13 protein-coding genes are annotated in these 24,378 nt (G+C 48.6%); 7 read left to right on the top strand and 6 right to left on the bottom strand.

The features are described 5' to 3' along the window. Positions 1-526: 526 nt before the first annotated feature. The gene (gene dacB / locus J7438_RS17440; protein WP_209277553.1) at positions 527-1,936 is read right to left on the bottom strand and encodes a D-alanyl-D-alanine carboxypeptidase/D-alanyl-D-alanine endopeptidase; all 1,410 of its coding nucleotides are present in this window, start codon (positions 1,934-1,936) and stop codon (positions 527-529) included. Between the two features lie 283 nt (positions 1,937-2,219). Between dacB and J7438_RS17435 the strand changes: the two genes are divergently transcribed. Then, positions 2,220-4,553 (top strand): Lon protease family protein, encoded by a 2,334-nt coding sequence (locus tag J7438_RS17435; protein ID WP_209202850.1) that lies wholly within the window; start codon positions 2,220-2,222, stop codon positions 4,551-4,553. 58 nt (positions 4,554-4,611) lie between these two features. Here J7438_RS17435 and J7438_RS17430 read toward each other — a convergent pair whose 3' ends face one another. Next, positions 4,612-8,445, bottom strand: coding sequence for a hypothetical protein (locus J7438_RS17430; RefSeq protein WP_209277551.1), 3,834 nt, complete (start codon positions 8,443-8,445; stop codon positions 4,612-4,614). Between the two features lie 467 nt (positions 8,446-8,912). Between J7438_RS17430 and tcdA the strand changes: the two genes are divergently transcribed. Next, complete coding sequence (gene tcdA / locus J7438_RS17425) at positions 8,913-9,722, top strand: tRNA cyclic N6-threonylcarbamoyladenosine(37) synthase TcdA (RefSeq protein WP_209277550.1); 810 nt, start codon at positions 8,913-8,915, stop codon at positions 9,720-9,722. Between the two features lie 14 nt (positions 9,723-9,736). Here the strand turns inward: tcdA and J7438_RS17420 are convergent, their stop codons facing one another. Then, entirely contained in the window at positions 9,737-11,479 is a 1,743-nt protein-coding gene (locus tag J7438_RS17420; RefSeq protein ID WP_286196670.1) for a SufS family cysteine desulfurase, read from the bottom strand. A 342-nt stretch (positions 11,480-11,821) separates the two neighbouring features. Here J7438_RS17420 and ilvG point away from each other — a divergent pair, with 342 nt between their 5' ends. Together ilvG and ilvM are read left to right on the top strand one after the other, a co-directional pair. Then, positions 11,822-13,477 carry an acetolactate synthase 2 catalytic subunit gene (ilvG, locus tag J7438_RS17415; protein WP_209277548.1) on the top strand — a complete coding sequence of 552 codons (1,656 nt, stop codon included), beginning with the start codon at positions 11,822-11,824 and terminating at the stop codon, positions 13,475-13,477. Beyond that, positions 13,474-13,734, top strand: coding sequence for an acetolactate synthase 2 small subunit (gene ilvM, locus J7438_RS17410; RefSeq protein WP_209277547.1), 261 nt, complete (start codon positions 13,474-13,476; stop codon positions 13,732-13,734). Before ilvG ends, ilvM begins: the two co-directional genes overlap by 4 nt. A gap of 58 nt (positions 13,735-13,792) precedes the next feature. On the opposite strand, the gene J7438_RS17405 is transcribed toward ilvM, so the two are convergent. Further along, the gene (locus tag J7438_RS17405; protein ID WP_209202842.1) at positions 13,793-14,752 is read right to left on the bottom strand and encodes a LysR family transcriptional regulator; all 960 of its coding nucleotides are present in this window, start codon (positions 14,750-14,752) and stop codon (positions 13,793-13,795) included. Positions 14,753-15,118: 366 nt separating this feature from the next. Between J7438_RS17405 and J7438_RS17400 the strand changes: the two genes are divergently transcribed. Beyond that, positions 15,119-15,583, top strand: a complete 465-nt coding sequence (locus J7438_RS17400) for a hypothetical protein (protein ID WP_101746581.1) — start codon at positions 15,119-15,121, stop codon at positions 15,581-15,583. A gap of 331 nt (positions 15,584-15,914) precedes the next feature. Here the strand turns inward: J7438_RS17400 and J7438_RS17395 are convergent, their stop codons facing one another. Beyond that, positions 15,915-18,545, bottom strand: coding sequence for a hypothetical protein (locus J7438_RS17395; protein ID WP_209277546.1), 2,631 nt, complete (start codon positions 18,543-18,545; stop codon positions 15,915-15,917). A gap of 485 nt (positions 18,546-19,030) precedes the next feature. Beyond that, positions 19,031-20,359 carry a hypothetical protein gene (locus J7438_RS17390; RefSeq protein ID WP_209277545.1) on the bottom strand — a complete coding sequence of 443 codons (1,329 nt, stop codon included), beginning with the start codon at positions 20,357-20,359 and terminating at the stop codon, positions 19,031-19,033. Positions 20,360-20,544: 185 nt separating this feature from the next. Here J7438_RS17390 and J7438_RS17385 point away from each other — a divergent pair, with 185 nt between their 5' ends. Together J7438_RS17385 and J7438_RS17380 are read left to right on the top strand one after the other, a co-directional pair. Beyond that, positions 20,545-21,900, top strand: a complete 1,356-nt coding sequence (locus J7438_RS17385; RefSeq protein WP_209277544.1) for an ankyrin repeat domain-containing protein — start codon at positions 20,545-20,547, stop codon at positions 21,898-21,900. Positions 21,901-22,375: 475 nt separating this feature from the next. Next, a complete protein-coding gene (locus J7438_RS17380; RefSeq protein WP_209277543.1) occupies positions 22,376-24,325 on the top strand; it encodes a DUF1302 domain-containing protein in 1,950 nt (649 codons plus the stop codon). The last annotated feature ends 53 nt before the right edge of the window (positions 24,326-24,378 follow it).

Below are 24,378 nucleotides of genomic sequence, written 5' to 3'. Positions count from 1 at the left end.
CGTACATGAATTTACAGGTATGTTCGCTTGATCAATTAAGCATCTTAAAGTGTTCAAAGCCGAAGCTTTGTTACCGATGCAATCGCACAAGCGCCCACACGAATTGTCTGATATCTTGTTAAAGAACGCTTGCTCTGGATAACTGGTCACTGGCAACTACCAACCGACCACCGAAAGCAAGGCCGCCTATCTTACCGTGGCGACTTTCGTTGTCAAGCATTCGTTTTTCAGAAGAAGGAAGCTTTCCAACTCGCTAACGTTGCTCTCAAGCCCTGTCAGCGGAGGCGCATCTTACCGCGCCAGTTTGATTTGTCAACCGGTTGTTTTTCATTCACTTCCAAACAACCCATTTTCAAACCGCACTTCCCGGTCAGCAATGAACATTCATTCTGCTGATCTCTGACAAGCTTTTGGGAATGCCTTTGGAAGAGCAGCGTATTATAAAGAGAAAACGGACGAAGGCAATACTTCATCCGTTAATTTTCAGAACAATATACGACAACCCTCCAACAAGCTGATGCCTTCTTTATTGTTTGTCCGTCAGTCGCTCAAGAAATGCCCGGTGGAACAGCCTGATTTCATGATGAAAGGCTCTTACATCTTCATTCGTCGCTGGCTGAACAGGTCTTAGCCCATTCAGCAGTACAGCAAATATCAAAGGTGAGTTATTTTCCGGAAAGACATAACCCACCATACTGTTTACCCCACTCATATAACCAGTCTTTAGCCAGCGACGTTCGTCATCCCGTGAGGCCAGCCAGGGTGCATTCTCCCCCCAGTTTTTCCAACCGGTTTGCAACACTTCAGTAAAGTCATCAGCACTGAGCATGTTGTATCGGGACAATCCTGAACCATCCACCAATCGCCCCCTGGTCAAGTCAACGCCCTCTTCCCGTAACATAGCCAGAACCGCCTCTGTGCCTGAAGAGTAAGAACCCTTTTCACCCTTTACCGATGACCCTATGGTTTTCAACAGGCTATCAGCGTACAGGTTGTCTGACTTATCCAGCACTCGCTGTAAAAGATCAGGCACCGGCGCAGAACGATGACTGGCCACAAGCCAGGTAAAATCCCCCCGTGGCTTCTCAACCACAACCCTGCCTTCAAGCCTGATGTTGTTTGCCTGCAAAAAAGACTCAACAAACCTTGCGGCAGCCCGCTCCGGATCACGCACTGAAAATGCCATGCGCATGGGTTTGGCATCAGGGGCAATACACCCTTCCAGACGGTACTCATGTTTTGATGATGGCCACACTTCCTGAACACAACCGTCTGGCTCATGGGCCTGGGGTTTTCTAATCACTATGCGATTATCAACAGAGAGCTGCCAGTGTGGCTCATCGTAAACCATCTTTGACAACTGCCCCTCTGTTCCAGAAGGCACCAGCCAGCCAAAAAAGCAGTTACGATCCAGTATCATGGCACTGACCGGCGCAGCAAAGCAGATATTATGGTCATCCCAACTTGCACCACCGGCTCTTGGATAACCACTATATATAGAACCATCAAGCCAGATATTCCCGCGTATTACTTTTACACCTTTATTAATCAGTTTTCCCAGTAGCTCAGAAAGGTCATGCCTGGTCAGCGATGGGTCACCTGAAAATGTTAACACCAGGTCTCCGGCATATTCCTTTCCCTCTGACAAGGGTTTATTACCCAGCAAGCGGGTTTGGTACCGGTACTCTTTTCCCAACACCCGATAAGCCGAGATGGCCGTGATGGCTTTGACCGTGCTTGCTGGCAGCAAGTTAAAGCGACTGTTCCGGTCAAACAGCACCTTTCCGGTTTCAGCTTCAATAACTTTAATGGAATGAATATGCCCGGGCGGTAATGTGGAGATCAGTCGATCCAGGTCATCATTGATGGACGCAAAACCCTGGTTAATTCCAAAAGCTATAAAGGTAATAGACAGCCATTTTTTCCAGACGTTCATAAAAAAGCTCTGCAGCCTCTGACAACACTAAAATCACTGGTCAATTTATAGATTCTCAGTTCAACACACTGGTCTCAAGGCCGACAAACCTTTCTAATGAGAGTACCATAGGGCCTGTTGACGTTTCGTTGTGAGCTCAGCGGGACGTGAAGTATGGCTCAAAAAGCGTCATTTATATAACAAAAGCTTCACCCACTCTCATGGTGTAAGCAATTTGCGGGAAATGGCAAGACTTGTGAAAAAACTCAAACTAACAGCGAATCAGCTTATTGCTAAGCAACCAGTGAAGGATTTGGGTTTCAAGTCCACAGAAGAGCTGGAAAATTACGTCGGTATCCTGGGTCAGGAGCGAGCTACCAGTGCGATTCAGTTTGGTGTCGCCATGCACCGCTCGGGCTACAACATCTATGTCATGGGCGAGTCCGGAACAGGCCGGATGTCCTACCTCCGTAAATACCTTGAAACAGAAGCCAAGCGACAGAGCTCCTCGGATGACTGGGCCTATGTCAATAACTTTGATAACCCCCGTGAGCCGAAAGCCCTGAAGTTACCCGCCGGTCTGGGCAGTGACCTGCAGAAGGACTTTGAGAGTTTTATCGATAAGCTGCTGATGACCTTCCCGGCGGCGTTTGAAAACCCCACTTATCAGCAAAAGAAAAGTGCCATCGAGCGTAGCTTTAATAAGCGTTATGACCAGGCCATCGATCAAATTGAACAGGAAGCGCTGAAACGGGATATCGCCTTATACCGGGATACCGGTGCCTTGAGCTTCACGCCAATGTCCAGCGGTAAGGCGATGGATGAAACCGAGTTCGCGCAATTGCCGGATAAAAAGCGGGAAAAGTTCAATAACGACATCAGTGAGCTGGAAACCAAACTCAACGAGTCTCTGGTGGAACTGCCCCAGTGGAAACGGGAATCCAACGAAAAGTTGCAGGATCTGAATCAGGATACCATTGACCAGGCTCTGGCTCCGCTGATGAAGCCTATGCTGAAAAAATACAGCAAAGAGCAGAATGTTCTGGATTACCTGGAAGCCGTCAAACAGCACCTGCACAGAACGGTGATTGAATACCTGGCGGATGAACGGGCAATGGAGTCCAAAGAAGATGCCAGCAAACGATCAGCATTAGAAGAACTCTACGCCCCCAACCTGGTGGTCGGCCATAAGAACGATGCCGCTGCGCCGGTTATTTATGAGTCTCATCCCAACTACAAGAACCTCTTTGGCCGCATCGAATACGCCAGTGAGATGGGAGCCCTGGTAACCAACTTCCGTCAGATCTGCCCCGGCTCTCTACACCAGGCCAATGGTGGTTATCTATTGCTGGAAGCCAACAAGCTGCTGGAAGAACCTTTCGTCTGGGAAGCACTGAAACGGGCGCTGAAAGAGCGGCAGTTGAAAATTGAATCACCCTACTCCGAGATGGGTTTGATGAACACCATCACCCTCACCCCGGAAATTATTCCACTGCATGTGAAGGTGATTCTGGTTGGCTCCCGGGATATCTATTACATCCTTCAGCAACTTGACCCGGATTTCCACGAAATGTTCCGGGTACTGGTGGACTTTGATGACCAGCTGCCACGCTCTCCTGAAACCATTCAGGCGTTCGCCCAGCTGCTGAAAAACCGGGCGGATGATGAAAACTATCCACCACTGTCGGCATCGGCGGTTGCCCGGATGATCGAACAAAGCTCCCGGATGACCGAAAACCAGACTCAGCTGTCAGCAAAAATCGGTGAACTCTTTGACTTGCTGGCCGAGGCTGATTTTATCCGACGCACCGGCAATGGCCGTAAAATCAACCACGAGCACATTGACCGGGCGCTGGATGCCAAGGCCGAGCGCACTGGCCGGGTCAGTAAGCAGATTCTGGATGATATGCTGGAAGGCAGCATTCTGATTGATACTGACGGTGAGCAGATTGGTAAGATCAATGGTTTAACCGTGCTCTCTGTGGGAGATGCCTGTTTTGGCTCCCCCGCCCGGATTACCGCAGCGGTTTATCCCGGCAGCCAGGGTATTGTGGATATTGAGCGGGAGGTCGCCCTGGGTCAGGCCATTCACTCTAAAGGGGTTATGATCCTGACCGGTTATCTTGGCAGCCGTTATGCACAAAAATTCCCACTGGCGATTTCCGCCAGTCTGGCGATGGAACAATCCTACGGCTATATCGACGGCGACAGTGCCTCCATGGCTGAGCTCTGCTGTCTGCTCTCAGCACTGACCAACACCCCGATCAAGCAATGCTATGCCGTCACCGGCTCCATGAACCAGCACGGTGAAGTTCAGGCCATTGGTGGTGTTAACGAGAAAATCGAAGGCTACTTTGATCTCTGTAATGCCAGGGGTCTGACCGGCGAGCAGGGAGTAATTATCCCTCAGGCGAACGTTCGAAACCTGATGTTGCACAGCAAGGTAGTGGATGCGGTAAAAGCCAAGAAGTTTAATGTTTATGCCGTTTCTCATGTTGAAGAGGCGCTTGAGCTGCTGACCGGCCATCGCCCGGGTGTTATGAACAGCAAAGGCAATTATCCAAAAGGCTCCATCAACCAGAAAGTACTGGAGCGCCTGAAAGAAATCGCTGATCTGACCAAAGAAAACCAAAGTTAAGCGTACGAACTGATACACGGTCAAGCCAGACAGTTGTCTGGCTTTTTTATTGAAAAATTCATTGAGCCTCCCCTGGAGGCTGCAACATTTCCAGCAGTAATTTGATCAAGTCCTTCCGCTCGATATCGTCATCACTTTCATTATGAATTGTCGATAGCAAGCCCTTCACTGTTAGCTCAAAATCAACACGGTAAGCGTGGCTATTTAATTGCGTTTGCAGATTCGCAGTGAGTGTATGCAGGCGTTGATATGCTTCTTGAGGCGAGTCAGGCGGCAAGTCGGGTTTGCCTCCAGAAGAGTGCAGGGCAATAAAATCCCTGCCGTAACTCAGGGACATCAGAGCACAGGTAAGCAAACCATAAATACGCTCATCAGGGGTTTTGGGGTTCTTAAAAAGAAGGGTTTCAGGTAATTCAAATACTGCTCCTTTTTGGAATTCCACGGTCAGCAGATCAAGGTTATCAACCAGGAATCCCAGCATATCGTTCAGTGATCTGATTTGTTCAGCAAACGACAAATCGCTGAATGTTCTCTCAACACCAGGAGCGGCCAATTGTGTTGCCTTCTCATCGGTTACCCCGGTATCAACACTGATGTGAAGCCCCATTACTTTGGCACCCAGATCACCGTAATTAAGATGAACACTGTAGACTTTTGGTTGTTTAGTCGCCTGACACCCCGGAATTGCCCAAATGATGATGCTTTGGGGAATGTCTGTATCACTGTCGGCGTTGAGTGACTGCAATTTTTCCAGGAATTTTCTGGCAGACTCGTCTGACGTGCATTGAATGTCAATATCAATAAATAATGAGCAGCGGTTCTGTAAAAAGCGTGCGTATGAACCGGTAATCAGGATGGGTGGATCAGCATAAAAACTATTAACTTCCTCAATAATCTCCAATGCTTTCAGCTTTAGCGCATGTAACCGGGGAAGCTGAATGTCGGGGAGCCCGGGTTCGCCGACATTTAACCATTGTTTTGACAAAGATTGCCGAGCCCCACTGCCAGCAACTGCCGCGGCGGCGGAGCTGTGTTGACTGGCAGAGGTTGCGTATCTGTAAACACCATCACTGTCCCATCTTGCAGGAACGACAGCTTTCAGGTTGTGGAGTATATTTTCCATTAAATTAGCTTCACAGATGCTTTGTTCAAACCAGAAGCCTAAAGCATGACGCAAAGCGGTTCCTGCAGGAAAACGCTGCAGGCACTCTAGTACCTGCCCCTTATGGATATGCCGTCCATTAACAGACTGTCTCGTGATATGGCAGTGGGACAGGAAGAAGAAATGCAGGCGTGAATTCTGAAATGAACTCCGCAGCAATGTGAGGGATTGATATACCTGTTCTGCTGACACTCTCTGACGATCAATTGGCAGCTCATGGTACATAGCCATGAATTGCAAAAGACTTTGCAGTCGATGTTGCTCATCGTCTTTGCTTGATACGCTGTTTAAGATTTGCCAGGCCGTTTGAAGTATCTCCCGGGCTTCATTGGTTTCATGGTACTGCTGAGGGTGTTTCAACCGTTGTATCAGATACCTGACTTGCCTTGAAGAATTATCCCCGGGTACTTTATTAAATGCTTCCAATACTTTCTGGTTATCCAGAAGACTGCCATTCAATTCTCTTGCATTCAACGCCAGTTGGGCATAAAAAATAGCTCGCTCGAGCCACCAGCCACCGCGTTCATAGTCCTTGATTACCGCTTGCGGTGTGACTTGCTGATCGTTCAACAGCAGCCCCATCAGACAACATTGTGACTTAAAACGCGCTATGCCCAGTTTGCCCTCCGGACTATCGGGAAAATCCTTAATCACCGCGTCCGGTGTCACCTTCTGATTATTCAACAGCAAGCCCCTCAGACAACATTTTTCCTTAAAGCGCGCTATCCCCAGCTTGCCTTCCAGACTCTCCGGAAAAGCATTAACCACCTCAGCCGGTGTGACCGGCTGACCATTCAGCCGCAGATTTCTCAGGCAACATTGTTCTATAAAACGCCCCAGCTCCAGTGTTGCTCTGGCGGCCTGATAATCCTTAACCACCTCATCCGCTGTCACCTGCTGGCCATTCAACAGCCGCCCCTTCAGGCAACATTCCGCTTTGAAGCGCGCTCTCCCCAGTTTGCCTTCCGGACTCTCCGGGAAACCCTCAACCACCTCAGCCGGTGTGACTTGCTGATCATTCACCTCCAGCCCTCTCAGGCAGCACTCGGCTTTAAAGTAGGCCAGTTCCAGAGTTGCCCCGACCAACTGAAAACCCTTAACCACCGTGTATGGCGTGATCTGTTGGCCATTCAAGGCAAGGCCCTTCAGGCAACATTGCTCCTTAAAGCGCACCAGCTCCAGTGTTGCCCTGATGGCCTGAAAATCTTTCACTACCTCATCCGTTGTGACACGCCGTCCCTTCAACAGCAGCCCCCTCAGGCAACATTCCGCTTTGAAATGCACTATTCCCAGCCTGCCTTCCGGACTATTCGGGAAACCATTAACCACCGCCTCCGGTGTGACCGGCTGACCATTCAACGCCAGCCCCTTCAGGCAACATAATTGCTTAAAGCGCGCGCACCCCAGTTTACCTTCCGGACTCGTCAGGAAAGCCTTGACCACCGCATCCGGTGTGACCGGCCCACCCCTCACCGCCAGATTATTCAGACAACAATGTTCCTTAAAGTGCGCCATCTCCAGTGTTGCCCTGACGGCCTGATAGCCTTCAATCACCATATCCGGGCTGACCGGCTGGCCATTCAATGGCAGGCCATTCAGGCAACATTTGGCCCGGAAGTGTGCTAGTCCCACCCGACCATCCAGACTATCCGGGAAATCCCTGACCACCTCATCCGCTGTGACCTGCTGGCCATTCAATGGCCGCTTCTTCAGGCAGCATTCCTGTTTGAAGCGTGCCAGCTCCAATGATGCCCTGGCTTCCTGATAATCCTTGACCACCGCCTCCGGTGTGACCGGCTGACCATTCAAATACTGGCCCAGCAGGCAACATTGCTCCTTCAAACGTATTAGCTCCAGGGTTGCCCTGGCTGCCTGATAACCCTTGGCCACCTCATCCGCCGTGACCAGCTGGCCATTCAACGCCCGGCTCTTCAGCCAACATTGCCCCCTGAAGCGTGCCATCCCCAGCAGGCCTTCCGGACTATCAGGGAAATCCACCTCATCCGGCGTGACCTGCCGATCATTCAAGGCCAGCCCCCTCAGGCAACATTTTTCCTTAAAGCGTGCTATCCCCAGTTTGCCTTCCGGACTATTCGGGAAACCCTGAACCACCTCATCCGTTGTGACCTCCCGGCCATTCAACGCCACGCCCCTCAGGCAACACTGTTCCTTAAAGTGCGCTAACTCCAGAAATACCCCAACCGCCTGAAAATCCTTAACCACCGCATCCGCAGTGACCGGCTCGCCATTCAACGCCAGGCCATTCAGGCAACAGTCCGCTTTGAAGCGGGCCAGCCCCAGTTTGCCTCTCGGATTATCCGGAAAGTCCTTAACCACCTCATCCGGAAGGATCCTCTGGCCATTCAACAACACCCCCTTAAGACAACATTCCGCCTTGAAGCGCGCCAGCTCCAATGTTGCCCTGGCGGCCTGATAATCCTGAATCACCTCGTTCGGTGTGACCTGCCGGCCATGCAACGCCAGGCCTCTCAGGCAACATAACTCCTTAAAGCGCGCCAGCTCCAGTATTGCACTGACGGACTGAAGCCCCTGAACCACGGCATTCGTTGTGACTTTCTGGCCCTTCAGAGGCAGCCCCCTCAGGCAGCATTCCTCTTTGAAACGCACTATCGCTAATTTGTATTTATAATGACGATCCGGCTCTCGATTGAATTCTTGAATGACCTCATCCGGGGTCACTTTTCTGTTGTTTAGCAGTAGGTTCTGCAAGCAAAGTTTTTGCAGAAAGAACCCACTTCTGAGGGACGTTGTATCTTTTTTAAAGGCTGAAAGCACATCAGCCGAGGTGATTTGACGCCCATGTAATGGTTCTTTACTCCAAAAGGCATCCTCTATAGATTTGCTGTTACCCCGGATGCTGGCTTTGCTTCTACAGGGCCGATTGTATGAGACTCTTTTACCATTAAATGCGGTTCCGGCACGGTCAGGAACCACGCGTGGCCCAGCATGCCGGTCAGCCCGGCGAGCGGACTCTGAGCGGTGATGGGTTGATGATGCTGCTTTCAGAATGAAGCCTCGCGCACTTGGACAATAAACACCGCAATTTGACCTCGAAATAATTATTAGGTTCCATTGATGGCAGGTCAGTCAGAGTCAAAGCAGGGCAAAATTTGATTAAAACAATGCCACTTTGGGTTGTATAATCGACGGCTAATGTTTTATCTCAGTTGTTTCCAATGCCAGCAGCCTCTTCCCCCAGCAACAGCTTCAATGACCGGTTCGGCGGTATTCGCCGCTTGTATGGCAACAGTGCTGTTGAACAGCTTCGTCAATCCCATGTCTGCGTCATCGGTATTGGTGGTGTTGGCTCCTGGGCAGCAGAAGCCCTGGCCAGAACGGCGGTGGGTAACATCACACTGATCGATCTGGATGACATCTGTATTACCAACACCAATCGTCAATTGCATGCGCTTACGGACACCATTGGTCGCTCGAAAGTTGAAGTGATTGCCGAACGCATTACCCAGATAAACCCCGAGTGTCAATGTCAGACCATTGAAGACTTTATTACAGAAGATAATCTTCAGGAACTGATCACCAGCGAGTTTGACTATGTGCTGGATGCCATCGACAGCTTCCGGGTTAAGGCGGCGCTGATCGCTCACTGCAAACGTCACAAAATCAAAATCATCACCACTGGCGGTGCTGGCGGACAGATGGATCCTACCCAGATTCAGATCACCGATCTGACCAAAACCTGGCACGACCCTCTGGCAAGAAAAGTGCGCAACCAGCTTCGTGACCGTCATGGCTTCAGCAAGAATAACAAACGAAAGTTTGGGGTAGACTGTGTGTTTTCCACCGAGCAGGCGGTTTATCCACAGGCTGATGGCACCATCTGCCAGACCAAACCAACCGGTGAAGGCTCAATGAAAATGGACTGTGCCAGTGGTTTTGGTGCGGCTACCGCAGTGACTGCGACCTTCGGTTTTGCTGCGGCTGCGCGAATTATTGAGAAGTTGACCAGAACTGGCCATTCTGCCTGAATAGTCGGTTGGTGCTATCGATAACGATGGGCAACCGCCTGAATCTCCCTGACAATCGCCTTAAGCCCATTGCCCCTGGATGGGCTCAAATGATTGAACAGATCCAACTCACGGAACCACAGGTCAATATCTTCCTGTTCAATCTCTGCTGGTGTTTTCCCTGAGAATACCGCCAGAACAATGGCTATCAGCCCCCGAATCACTCTCGCATCGGAGTCAGCGATAAAGTACAGGCGCATGGTTTCATCGTCATAGTGATGATGCAGCCAGACACTGCTCTCGCAACCATGAAGTCGGGCATCATCATTTCTCCATTCCCCTGACAGCACAGGCAGCTCTTTGCCCAGCAGCATGATTTGGCGGTAACGTTCCTGCCAGCCTGAAAGCCTATTCAACCGTTCTGTTATCGTGGCAAGGTTCGGAGCCTGCTGACGAAACACCTCTGGCAGGTCAGTTGCCTCACTGATGATTGTCTGGGTCTGATCACTGTTCATTTCAGGGTGAGCAATATACAGCGGTGAATGGTGGAGCTTATCCATGGCATCCACAAAAGCCATGGCTTCATCGATGGTGTTATAGAGGGCAAAAGAAGCTCTGACCGTTCCATTGAGGTTCAGGCCCTCCATCAGGGGCATGGCACAATGATGCCCGGTTCTCACGGCAATCCCCTGTTGGTCAAGCATCAGCCCGATGTCCTGATTATGGAGTTCACCGGAGACAAACGACACAACGGGCGCTTTCCGCTCTGCCCGACCAATCAGACGGATACCACTTATCTGGCTTAATCCCTCCTCCACCAGCTGACGCAGCTGATGTTCATGGGCCTGCATGGCGGCAACATCAATATCCGCTAAAAACTCCAGCGCTTTGCCTAAACCAATGGCACCGGCAATATTGGGGGTTCCTGCCTCAAATTTGAACGGCAGGCGATTAAAGCGCGTGCCGGAAAAGCTGACATGCTCAATCATCTCACCACCGCCCTGCCAGGGAGGCATGTTTTCCAACAGTTTTCTTCGCCCGTACAGCACACCGATTCCCGTAGGGCCATAGACCTTATGGCCGGAAAACACATAAAAGTCGGCCCCCAGCGCCTGAACATCCACTTTCTGGTGAGCAACAGCCTGAGAACCGTCCACCAGAACCAGGGCACCGGCATGATGGGCAAGCTCAATAACCTCTTTAATGGGAGTGATCGTACCAATGGCATTGGAGATATGGGTCATTGCCACCAGTCTGGTGTTATCCGACAGCAATTGCCGGAACTGTTGCATATCCAGATTGCCAGCATCATCCAGCTCAACCACCCTGATGGTTGCCCCGGTGACTTCAGTCAGCAGTTGCCAGGGAACGATATTGGCATGGTGTTCAAGGCGGCTCAGGATAATCTCATTGCCAGCCTTTAGCTGGCTTCGCCCCCAGCTGCTGGCCACCAGATTAATGGCTTCAGTCGCGCCCCGGGTCCAGATAATCTCTTCCGTAAAGCGGGCATTAATAAAGTGGCGGGTGGTTTCTCTGGCGGCTTCAAACCCATGGGTCGTGCAGGCACTCAGGAAGTGTGCTGCCCGATGCACATTGGCATTCTGCTCCCGATAATAGCGGTCTAGCGACTCAATAACCGACACCGGCTTCTGTGTGGTTGCCGCATTGTCCAGGTAGACCAGCGGATGGCTGTGCACGGTCTGTGACAACAGGGGAAACTGCTGCCGGAGGTTATCAACATCCAGCACAGTGGGTTGAGTGTCGGGCTGGCCTTTCATACTGACCTCCATGGTGATCATGCCTCTGGGTTTCTGGCACTGCAAATAATGTTGTGCTATATAACCTGTACGTTAAACATTTAAAACTGATAAACCTATGATGCTTTCAGCCCCGAACCAAACAGTCATTCTTAACGTGGTGATTATTATCACCGCGGGTGGCTTTGTGGGCTGAATAAACAGCTGTTACAAAACCCCCGCACCGAAAGGTCCGGGGGTTTTTTTATACCTGATAAAGGAGAAAAGTCATGCTTAACCTGATCGTGCTATCTGTCACTATCCTGCCTGTCATTCTATCTGCAGCGATTACCCTCAACATCTGGCAGTCGGGGGATCATCGATATGAATGGTGCTGAAGCAATTGTCCAAACCCTGGTTCACCACGGTGTTGATACCGTTTTTGGTTATCCCGGCGGCACCATTATGCCGGTGTATGACGCCCTGCTTGACTCCCCTGTTGAGCACCTGCTCTGCCGCCATGAGCAGGGAGCCGGTTTCGCCGCTATTGGCTATGCCCGCTCAAGCCAGCGAACCGGTGTCTGTATTGCCACCTCAGGCCCTGGTGCAACCAACCTGATCACTGCACTGGCAGATGCCATGATGGACTCTGTCCCTATTGTTGCCATTACCGGCCAGGTACCCACCAGTGCCATGGGTACCGATGCCTTTCAGGAGATTGATATGCTGGGGCTTTCCATGGCCTGCACCAAGCACAGTTTCCTTGTGACAGAGCCGGACCTGCTCTGCCAAACTCTTCATCAGGCATTTACTCTGGCCAATTCCGGGCGACCGGGCCCTGTCCTGGTGGATATTCCCAAAGATATACAACAGGCTTCCGCCAACTGGCAGCCACCACTCGACCTGGTTGAGAACGGTTTCCACCCTGATCAGGCAGCCCATAACAGCGTTGATCAAGCGCTGGAACTTATGCGGTCAGCATCCCGCCCCATCGCTTATATCGGTGGTGGTGTGAATATGGCTGGTGCTACACCAGCGTTGCGCCATTTTCTGCAAATGACCGGCCTGCCCAGTGTCTGCACATTAAAAGGGCTTGGTACTGTACCTCCGGACAACGAGGCCTATCTTGGCATGCTGGGAATGCATGGCAACCGGGCGGCAAACACGGCAGTACAACTGTGTGACTTATTGGTTGTTGTGGGTGCCCGTTTCGATGACCGGGTGACAGGCAAACTGGACACGTTTGCCCCTGATGCAAAAGTTATCCACATCGATATTGACCCGGCAGAAGTGCACAAACGCAGAGCGGCACATGTCGTCTTTCATCAGCCCATGCCCTGGGTACTGAAAGAACTGTCCATCGCTTTACCCGTCAACGATTGGCAGGGCCACTGTCAGCAACTCAAAGAAGAACATCAATGGCGATACGACAAACCCGGTGAGGCGATTTATGCGCCCCTGCTGCTCAACCAGCTATCCCGACAGCTGCCGAATAATACCATTATCAGCTGTGATGTCGGGCAGCATCAAATGTGGGTTGCCCAGCATATGGCTTTTCACCACACCCGTAACCATCTGACCAGTGGCGGTCTGGGCACCATGGGCTTTGGTCTGCCTGCCGCCATCGGCGCTGCCATGGCACGGCCGGATGATACCGTTATTCTGGTATCCGGTGATGGTTCATTTATGATGAATGTTCAAGAGCTGAACACCATAAAAAGAAGACAGCTGCCTATTAAAATAGTCCTGCTGGATAACCAGAAGCTGGGCATGGTTCGCCAGTGGCAGGCGCTGTTTTATCAGGGCCGTTACAGCGAAACTGATCTTTCCGATAACCCGGACTTTATTGCGCTGGCCAAGGCCTTTGGTATTGGCGGCAGAACCATCACCCATCGGAATAAGGTAACGTCAGCCCTGGATGAGATGTTGAGTGTGAGTGGCCCATGGTTGCTTCATGTGTGCATTGATGCCATGGAAAACGTATGGCCACTGGTGCCACCAGGAGCCGCTAACCATGAAATGTTGGAGCAACACTCATGAGCTTCCAGTTATACCTGCAATGCCATCAACAGCCTGATGTCGTGGAGCGGATACTCAGAGTTATCAGACACCGGGGCTTTACTCTGAACACCATGAGCATGATGCCTTCCCGTTGCGGTGGCAAAATTGAGTTATCCATGACTGTTTCCAGCTCACGACCTGTGCATCTTCTGATTACCCAGGTTGAGAAACTCCATGATGTGCTGGCACTGAGATGCATTGATACAACGTCCAATACTGATGTCGGCAGCTATTGATTCATCCGGCCAGGCTGGCTACAGCCTGGCCGGGTGTATCATGACCTTACCGGCGAGCTCAGTGAGTCAGCACATCCACTTCACCATTGATAATAGCCTCCTGTCGTTCCATCTCTTTCAACTTGAGACGGAAACGATTAATGATGAACTCCCTGAACCAGCGATGCGCCCGGTTATGCTCCCAGTACTCCGGCCACACGACATAGTAGCTGACTCTGGGAGGTTTACCGGGCAGGGTTTTCATCGTCATATCCTGGACATAAGTATTGTAACGAGCCGCTCTCTCCATTGTGATCAGAATATGGTGGGTGTCCTTTACCAGCTGCAAACCGATGGGCAGATTGGGTGTTTTCGCAACCACACGGATCTTCTCACTGAGGCCTTCCAGGTAGTCCCTGATGAAATGAGAACTTCCCATCCACGAAGAGTGGCGAATCACCGGGTACTGCTCAAAGTCTTCGATGGTCATCTCCTGATCAACGAGAGGATGATCCTCATGCACCAGGGCACAGATACTATCCTCCATTAATAGCTCATAACTGAAACCGGCAGGTGGCTTGCCAACATACCCAAGCACCAGATCGACCTGACCGGCCTCCAGCTTTTTATCCAGCTGCGGGCTGAACTGTAACAGTTCAAAATTAAAATGCGGTGCCTGTTTCCAGAACTGGTGCAGGATTTGCGGCAGGATTTGCTCAAGAACAATATAAGTCCCGGCGATGGTAAAGTTTTTTTCGGTAATCCAGGGGTCAAACTGCTGGTTCTCAAATATGGTGCTGGCTTCTGTCACCACCCGGTTCACGTCGTCTTTCAACGCCAGCGCTTTTTCAGAGAGAAAGATACGGTTGCCCTGCCTGACCAGAATCGGATCATTCAGGGCTTCACGCAATTGAGCCAGGGTCCGGCTCATGGCGGACTGGGTAACATGCATCTGCTTCGCAGCCAGGGAAACGCTTTGAGTATCGAGTAACGCCTTGAGGCCCGGCAAAAGGTTCAGGTTAAGTCTGTACAAGTTCATACTTTGGTAACAGGCACCCCAAAGATTGAAAGCACCATCTAAAACAAAAGAGCCTGATCAATCAGCTCAGAGAAAAAAAACAGCTGACCTGTAAAAGCCCAGGCCAATTTGACCACGAGACTATAGTTATACCACTTTAACTTCATCAGTATTATTCCCTATACATTCATCGCTAATCAGGTACACTGGAAACAGGAATCAGTGTCAGAGGACATTCTCAATCAGGCAAATGGCCATGTCTGAATACACGTTTGAAGTACTGGTCTCATGGCTAATTGAGAACGCCCCCGGGCTCTGGTGAATCTGGCCTTGGCGCCTGACAAACTACGGGTCAGGCATCCGCTGAAACAGCTTTCAGGAGGGTCTATGAGCCAAAACAAGTACAAGAGTATTCAAGATCTGGTAGATAACTATATTGCCTCTGGTCTTTCTGCCAGAGAATATGTTGAAGCCCGTGTAGATGCCGGAGATCTTAGTGCTGCCGAAGCCCTGAAACTGCTGTCTATTCTTCGAGAAGCACAGTCTATTACCTTTAAACTGGCCGAAGTCAGTGATGACGAATTTTCCGGCCTGCACATGGTCCTTGTTCGCAAGGAAGAGGATGAGCTTGCGGATGACGCCTCGCCTCTGTTCAGTATTGAAATCGATGAAAGCCTGAACAGTAATCGTGATGATGTTATTAACCTGTTGCAAAAATTTGCCAAAGAGCTGGCTGTGCTGGCGACACGAGGAGAGCTTGAAGAAGCAGAAGCCATAGATACCATTGATGACAACCCTGAAGACTGGCTGGATCACCCCAACATTCTCCCCGCCAGTGAAACCCGTCACTGATAAGGAAGCGGTTCACCCTGCCCTTTCAACACTTGAAAAAATAAGCCCGGCAAGTTCCGGGCTTATTTTTTGATGGATAAAAGTGAATAACTATTTCTGGATATATAGCTCAATCTTTAGTCATCAACAGATTCATTGATCAAACCATTGAATGACCTGTGGATAACTCACTGCACCGCACTATTTTCAAGCCTCACAAAACTCTGGTTATTTTTTGTACAGCACAGCCAAATTGATCAGCGATTTCCCTGAAAAACTCCGGAACCCGTCCGCTTAAAATAGCTTTTGAGTTTTAACATCGAGTAAGGGGTCGGGTTACATTGTAATCACCTCAGAAATAATCATCTCCACCGAAACCGCCTCCACCGAGACCGCCTACACCGTAATCATCTCCACTGTACCCACCTCCACTGTACCCACCTCCACTGTACCCACCTCCACTGTATTCATCTCTACTGTAATCATCTCCACTGTTCACACCTCCACTGTACTCACCTCCACTGTACTCACCTCCACTGTACTCACCTCCACTGTACTCACCTCCACTGTACTCACCTCTACCGAGACTACTTATGCTGAGACTACTTATACCGAGAGCATCTGAATCGAAACCGGCGACATCACCTGAATCGAAACCGGCGACATCACCTGCAACGTCTACAACGTCTCCAATGTCTGGCGAAGAAACGACCAATTCAGAAAATAGATCAACGCTGTCTAATGATAAGCCTGCGCTGATATCAAGAGGCTGGCTGGCAAAATCCCCAACATCAATATCATATGAAAAGCCGGAAGCGGGTATGGATAAATTTTCTGTACTCGTAGACGGAGAAAGATCTACACGCAATTCACCAGGATCAGATCCATAAGCCGTATTGACAGTACATTCCGGAGTTCGGAATAAAGCAATATACAGATAAGGCATCCAAAAACCGTCTACTGGAAAATATCTTTCGGTGGGTTTCATGTGAGTCAAGCCAGAGTAATAACTGCCAAGTTTCTGGTGGAGCAACGGCAATGAAGTGCTTAATTCTTCCTTTTTCCGGTTCACATTTTCATAGAGTTCACAGAGTTTATTTGATACCTCATTGTTTAGCTGGCCCTCGAGGTTACGAATAGCATTGGTTTTTATATTCTGATATTTGCATTCTATAGTTTGATTAGCTTTGATTTTATTAATGATTTCAAATATTTTACTTGGCTTATGAATCTTTTTCCTATCAAAACCCCACGCCCTGTGTTCTTTACTAAAATATGAGTTGATCAGTTGTTCGCCCTTATTTCTCATTTCGTCTGTGGGCGCTAATATCATAGCCTCCATGGCAAGCACAACAGCTTTTTTTAAAGTTTCTTGAAATTTTTTCATGCAATCATCATTATGACTGCTAACGTCAACATTTCTGAAACACCAATCAGCATTTTCAAATTTAGTCTCGGCCTTCATAATTTTTTCATCATAGAGTTTAATTGACTCTTGGATTAGCTCGCAATATTGTTTCTGATACTCGGTTTCGTATAATTCAACAACCCCTTGAATCTGTGACTGACAATTTTCAATAAAATCATTTGCTGATTTCTCAGCAGCTTTATCAAACTGCTGGAAGATTTTCTTTTCAATAAGATTCTTATGAAGTTTTTTGAGTTCAATATGACATGGATACTTTGCCAAACCTTCCAGACATAACTTGCTACGATCTTTATCAAAGTCAGAGTTTAAGGCGAGCTGGTGAAAATGTTCAGCACTGACAGCACAGGACATCACTTTTTCATATAAGCCATCAAAGAATTCCTGACGAACACTTAATTGTTTGAATTGATTAAATGCCTCCAGAGCATCATTAAAGTTGTTAATAGATGCATACATTTTGCTGAATATTCTTTCGGCTACCTCATCCTGGCCCAGTCCAGCAAAATATACTCTGTAAAAAGCCGCCTTACTATCAACTAATGATTTGGCCTCATTGCACAATACAGAAAATGCCTTTTTGAGCACTGCTTTTTCATCATCTTTAAAAAGATTTTCCATTTTCTCATTAATTAAAAATAGTGAATCAGCACACACCTTCTCTTTTGGTAAACGCTCTATTCTGTTTATCAAATGTTGAATAAGTGCTTTATGACCTGAAGTTGACAGAGTGCTGATATAACAGTGATTATTTTCAACGAATTTTTTTAATAACTCCATAGTATCGAGTGAATCAAGATCACAGCCCATAGTCTTGACGGCCATGTCACTCAGTATTTCCTTCAACTCCTGATGAGCACCTGAGTGGTTATGTTCCCGCCCTGATTCCTGATTGATCCGCCAGTAAAGCAGGTATATCAACCGAAGAGTCTCGGCATTACCGGGGTGCTGGTCCTTGTCAAATAACGTTATTAATGACTCCTGTAACGAACTGAACGTATTGGACAATACCATAAACTCAGACAACTCTGATTCGACGAAGTCAAGCAAGGGAACAATATTGGAAAATGATTGGATGGCACGCTTTAGATTATCTTCCAGAAGAGCATTTATTCTCTGTGTTTGCTCTCCAACTCTGGTCTTTAGTGCTTCGTATCTTCTGTTATTATGCCTGAGTATGGGTAACCGAAGGCTTTCATTGGTTTTGGACTCCAGATCTCTGAGCCTGGATTTGTTGCTACTATAAGTATCTAACGGATTATTCTGATCAGCATAATTTGTAAGTTCACGGTGATAGGTATCAATCTTGTCATTATTTTTTGTAAGACCTAAGCTCAATCGATAAGATTTGCGAAGCAGGTATCGCAAGGGAAATTTGTTAACCACTTCTATTTTGGAGCGTCTATGCAGCTCGATACCTTGTGGTGCTGGTGTTAATTCCGATGAATCAATGTTCACAAGGGGGAGTGTAGGGCTGGTCGTTTGTTCTTCTTGCTGTTCTGGATAGCGTGTCGAAAGGGTATTTTCAAATGAGGTGGGTATCATAATAGTATCCAACTTGAGAGGTCAGCCAGGCTTGCACACTGAGTCAAGCTGCTTTACTCAATTGTTGTTAAGTAGTAGAGCAGATGTTTTCATACATTTCTGATCGATTAGTCAGGTTGGACTGTGACTTTGCAAGAACGTTCCGTGATTTTTCGTTATTTTCACATTATTTGAAATCTTTGCGCCATTTCTGATGAAGTCTGTCCTTCCAATTGAATGGATCAATGGAAGGACAGGGGCCCCGGAGGTGGCAACGGTATAAAACTCACCGATGTGATAGGGATAAATATCTGCCGACTCAATCCAACCTGGCCTCCTAGCGTGTATTCTCAGGGTAGACATTAAGCGTCTACTCCCCTCTTCGGGAAGTTAAAGATGGAACCACGAAGGACACGAAGAGCACAAAGAAGAGATTTTCTTTTCCTTCGTGCTCTTTGTGTCCTTCGTGGTTCCATTCAAAAGCCATTGAAAATGGAGGGGTAAGCTTAATGTCCACCCTAAGAGCGTGTATTGGCAGACAGAATAGCCTCCACATAGGAAGCGCCATTCTCAGAAAACCCACCCAGCAAATCGGTGATAACCGCTATCAACCGGTTATAGCCATCCTCCCCGGAAGTCTTTAACACCGTTGCCTTCAACGAAGACCTGGTATTCAGTTCAGAATATTCCACCATGGGATCATCAACGTAGTGTTTCGGCATGGTCTGTTCCAGCACCTCGTGAATATCGTGCGCTTTATCATAAGCCTGCCTGGAAATGACCGTGACAATATGATCATCCTCATAAACTCTGGCGGTTGTTTGTCTCGTTAATGCCTGAATGGTCGGGTGTTGCAGGTTTTTCTCTGCATAAGCCTGACTCATCACCTGGCTTTGAAAATCTTCAAGGACTGTGTGCCGGTTGGATGCCAGTTGGATCGCCTCTTTCTGCCCTTTTGGAAAACCCACAAGGTTCATTAGGCCAACCCACAGGGTTGCCATGGTATTATTGCCCGGTACCGGCATCACATGATACGGGTTGGAAAAATCACTGAGATAGTGGAGCCCCCATCCCATAAAACGCCATCCCCAGTAATCATGCCCCTGACTGAAGGCAAACTCGGAAAGCTGCTTAAAGGACTGGATGCGATACTCCGGATACGTCTGCTTTAAAAAACCACCCAGAGCATAAAGCACCGATGACTCATGGTAAAAGCCCATGTGGAAAGGTGCCTGTGTACCATATTCCAGGTTTGGATTACCAAACGGCTGCTTACCAAACCCATAGATCTTGCCGTAGTCGGTATTGCTGTCGGTAAACAGGCCTATATCCAGCCCGTGATCCGGTTCGTCCGTGGCCGTTGTGACGATATCGATGGCTGAGGCCTTATCCCCCGGTTGTAGCTGAACCAACTGCACAGACCCCAGATGATCAAAACTGTTCAGTGTGCTCACTGACTGGGGCTTAATGGGTGGCGACAATCGTTTTTCCCCGGGAAGAAGCTGTAAATACAGAGGCCATTTGGTATTCGGGTTAACACGAATGGCATGGGCAAAGCGGGTACGAATATCCTCTTTGCTGCCCGTCGCCGTGAAGGCCAGATCTTGCGGACGGGGCGCATAGTGCCATAAATTTTCCTGCATCCACTGCTCCTGCTGATCCAGAAACGCTTCCAGCGCCTCTTCATTAGCCAGCAGAAAGCTTTCCAGACTTTCCACTGTCACCGGCGCAGCATCCCGAACCGGCGGCAGTGTCGCCAGCATCTGGTGAGTGACCAGAGTGTGGTTGGACCAGGAAAACGCCTGGGCAGAGATCAGCAAAGACAGCAGAAAACATAAGGTACGCATAGGCAGGCTCGGTAAAGTAACGTTTTTATTAAATTTATTGCGCGTATACCATAACGATAATGACGGGTTGATGGCAATCAGCTATCAACAACACAATAGGAAAAAATGACGGAACTTTAAAACAGTTTTATGGCCTGAGATATTGGGTGATTGGATATATATGGCATTATCTGATCAATTACTGAATGGTCGAAAAATCCCCAGTTACCAGTATGTATTTAACCAAAACCATATTCCTCTCTGACTCTGTCGACAGGGTTTATGGCGCTCATCAAAAACATCATGACCATAAACGATTTGCATCCGACGACAGTGAATTTATCCCGGATATAACAGGCCTTAAAACCACTCTCAACGGTGTATCCGTTCGGGCGATCTATCACCCCCCTCACCTGTATATGACTAAAACGGGTACTTTTGATTCAGCCATTTATGACGGTGCCAGGAGCAATAATCCCTATGATTACCACTTAGCTAAAGACGCCAGGATAATCATTCCCTCAAGCGTTTTCCCCATGTTCAGAAGTGAAATGAAAGATGGGGACAGACTGGTAATCAGCACCAAAACAATGAACTACAAATATCAGATTGCTGAAGCCGATCATTCACCAAAGAAAGAAGTAACAGGGATAGCTGTTCTTGGTTCAGAAGAACCGGCTAACACGACCGAAATTGAATACCTTAAGTCTCTGGTTGAAAAACATGTTTTAAAGCCCAGAGATACAGCATTCATCCCTACCATGCTGCCCATCAGTACCAGGGAACTGATTTATTTTTTTGATAAAGCCTACCGCTGTAAGGATAAATTATTTAACAGCGATTCCGGGCAGCAAACATTACTGACCATCGTCTCAAACCGCCAGCAGTGGGATGCTTGCTTCAAGCTACTTGAATTGGGGGCCACTCCCGATGCCGGTCATCACGGTGATAGCATGACGCCGCTTCATATGGCGGCAAAAGCGGGACAATCCGATCTGCTGGAAGCCCTGTTGCTTCATAAAGCCAACCCCAACATGACTACCGGGCCCTGGTCCTACAAGGGCGAGTGCAAGAGGATGACGGCATTAAGGTTTACCCTGCTTTATAAAGGCAAAGATAAAGAAGAGAGCGCAAACGTCAGAAAATCAATGATTCAAACACTGCTAGAAAGCGGTGCCGACCCAATGACCATCGACACGACAGAGTTAGCTGAATTCATTGAACCGTTAGAATTAATGTTAGAGACCTTCCTGGTTGCCCCAACAAACTCAATAAAACACACCAGACTCCGGCAAAAATACCAACAATATCTGGAAAAATTAGCAATCGATCGTTCAAATACTCAAAAAAAACTGGCCTCCGGTTGCACGCGTAAGGAGCGGGCATCGTTGGAGAATCTATTGGGCTTACTGGATAAGCTGGTCAGCAAGGCAGAAACAGTGCCAACACTTCAGAACGTATGCCGTGCCGTCATTCGTCCCGAACTGAATTTCCCAATCCGCAGAAGCATCAAGGACCTCAATCTTCCCGGAAAATTCGAAAAATTCATCTCTGACAGATGATGAATTCTAATGAAAACCATTGTGTCTACGAGGGTTATAGCTGTTGATTTGCTATCCCACAAAGAGCACCAGCTCACATTAAAGACACAGGTTAAACTGGTTGTCCCATCACAGGTAACCACCAGACAGCTCGCTCTGACAGGAAGAAAAGCCCTGTAAAACAAGGGGAAAAAGATCAAGAAGGAAATAACCAGACAGGGTATAAATTTCTTGCATACCACTATGCTCTTTAGTACAAATAGACGGGCCGAAACACAAAACAATAAAAATAATACCAAGAGCACTTTCTAAACATCGTCGTATATATAGCCAACTGTGGTTCAAAATGTAGTCAGGTAACCGGTGATAGTGGGGACTATCTTTCAGGAATTCCGGGGCTGTAAAGGAATCCGGCTTACCCGCGCTACAGCGTCGTTAGAATGCTCCATTGGTGGAAAAATAACTCTAATAATAAACGGCAAGGACACACCATCTCATGTTGACACCACAAAAACGACTGCAGCTCGCACCTGCAACCGCTGGTTTTGTCTTATCCGGTACACTGCTTTTCGCTGCTTCTACCCAAGCTTATGAGTTTGAGGCAATGGATGGTGAAGTGCAGGGGACTCTCAATACTACCATTACTTTGGGGGCCAAGTATGATCTGGAAGGTTATGAAACACCGGATGGCTCTGAGAAAAATGAGAACGACGGCGATCGTTCTTTTGATAAAGGCTTTGTTAGCAAGGCTCTCAAACTGACTTCTGAGCTGGACCTGAAAAAAGATAACTACGGTTTCTATGGTCGTGCTACGGCTTTTTACGACCATGTACTGATGAATGGCAGCAATAAGTGGGAGTCCAATAACGCTAAGGATGTTGCAAAAGGCTTTGACGATGAGACTGGAACATTTAACGGCTGGTCTGATGAAGTAAAAGATAATCAAGGCCGGGGGGCCAAGTTACAAAGCGCTTATTTATACGGTGACTGGACATTTGAAGGCGGCCAGAAACTCAGCCTTAAACTGGGTGATCAGACCCATAACTGGGGCGAATCCATTTTCTACGCCGGTGGTTTGAGAGATCTGAACGCCTATGATGTTGCACTCTCTTCCCTCCCTGGCTCTGATGGTGATCTGAACATTGCCCAGGGCATGCTGATGGCAGACCTCCAGTTCAATGATGAAATGAAACTGTCAGCCTTTGCCCAATACGACTGGGAACGTTCAATTATGCTGGGGCGTGGTACTTACGGTTCTGGCTCAGATCTCTTTGTTCCGGGCTCTGACTTTGCCTACTATGAACTATCGGATTTCGGACTGAAAGGCCAGGATGCTGTATTGGAGCAAGCTGGTATTCTGCAAGCTGCCGACTACGGAAAGGTTGCCAATGTAGGTGGTGTCGAAGCGGCCAAGGATTCTGGCCAGTGGGGAGTGAAGTTTACATTCACACCAGAGGCATTACCTGATACCGAATTTGCTTTATATTACGCAAACTACCATTCAAGCCTTCCGTTCTTTGAAGCCAGAGTTTCTCAAAGCGAAGCAGCACGAGGCATTGGGTTAGTTGGCGGCATCGACCCAACGACAGGTGCATTTGATATTGCAAGCACTTCAGCTGGCGCAATAAGGGAACTTTTGTCCGCCGCTAGCGGCGCTGCAGCACCAAATAACCTTTCACCACAAGCCCAAGGACTTGCGGGTGGTATTGCAACTCTTAATATGCTTGCCAATGGAGTTGATGCCCGAGTGATTTACCCAGAAGACATTAAACTCTGGGGTGCCAGCTTCAATACCAAAGTCTGGGGCTACACACAAATTGCCGGTGAAATCACCTATAGAGAAAATGCACCAATCTGGCTTGACCATCCAGACGATATCCTTGGCAGTGCTTCAGCAGCTCTTGGAAATATTGCTAACGGTCTGGACTTTGTTGTTTCTGAGGCAACCGAGACTAAAACTGGCACAGATCAGTGGTATCAAAACATTGAAAGAGTGCCAATGTGGGATGCCTCTTTATCTGTCATCCAGCCATTTGGGGCCGTTCTTGGCACAGATCTGATGTACGTTGTTGCTGAAGCGGCGTTTGAACAAGTAGCTGGCCTGAATGATAAATATTATGGCCGCATCTTAGGAAAGGGCGCTGAATCAGGAATCGATGCGGAAGAACGCCTCGACCGAAACAGCTGGGGCTACAACGTAATGGTTGGTGCCAACTGGAACGATGTCGCAATGCAGGGACTGAACCTTGAGTCCACTTTCCGCTTTACTCATGACGTTAATGGCAACTCCCATTTTTCTGGTCGCTTTGAAGAAGGCGAGAAAAGGATCAACATGGGCCTGACCGCCAAATACGACGATATGATGGCCAAAGTGACCTGGGGTGGCGATGCCGACAACGTTCTGCGTAAAGGCACCATTACCGGAACGGTTGGTTATACCTTCTAACCTGGTTCCCAGGGTACTGAGGGTGTTGCGAAACCCTCGGTACCCCGGGAGGG

The sequence above is a fragment of the Thalassotalea sp. G20_0 genome (genome assembly GCF_017744175.1).
GTDB lineage: Bacteria > Pseudomonadota > Gammaproteobacteria > Pseudomonadales > Endozoicomonadaceae > Endozoicomonas.
This window is presented reverse-complemented; position numbering and strand designations above follow the sequence as displayed.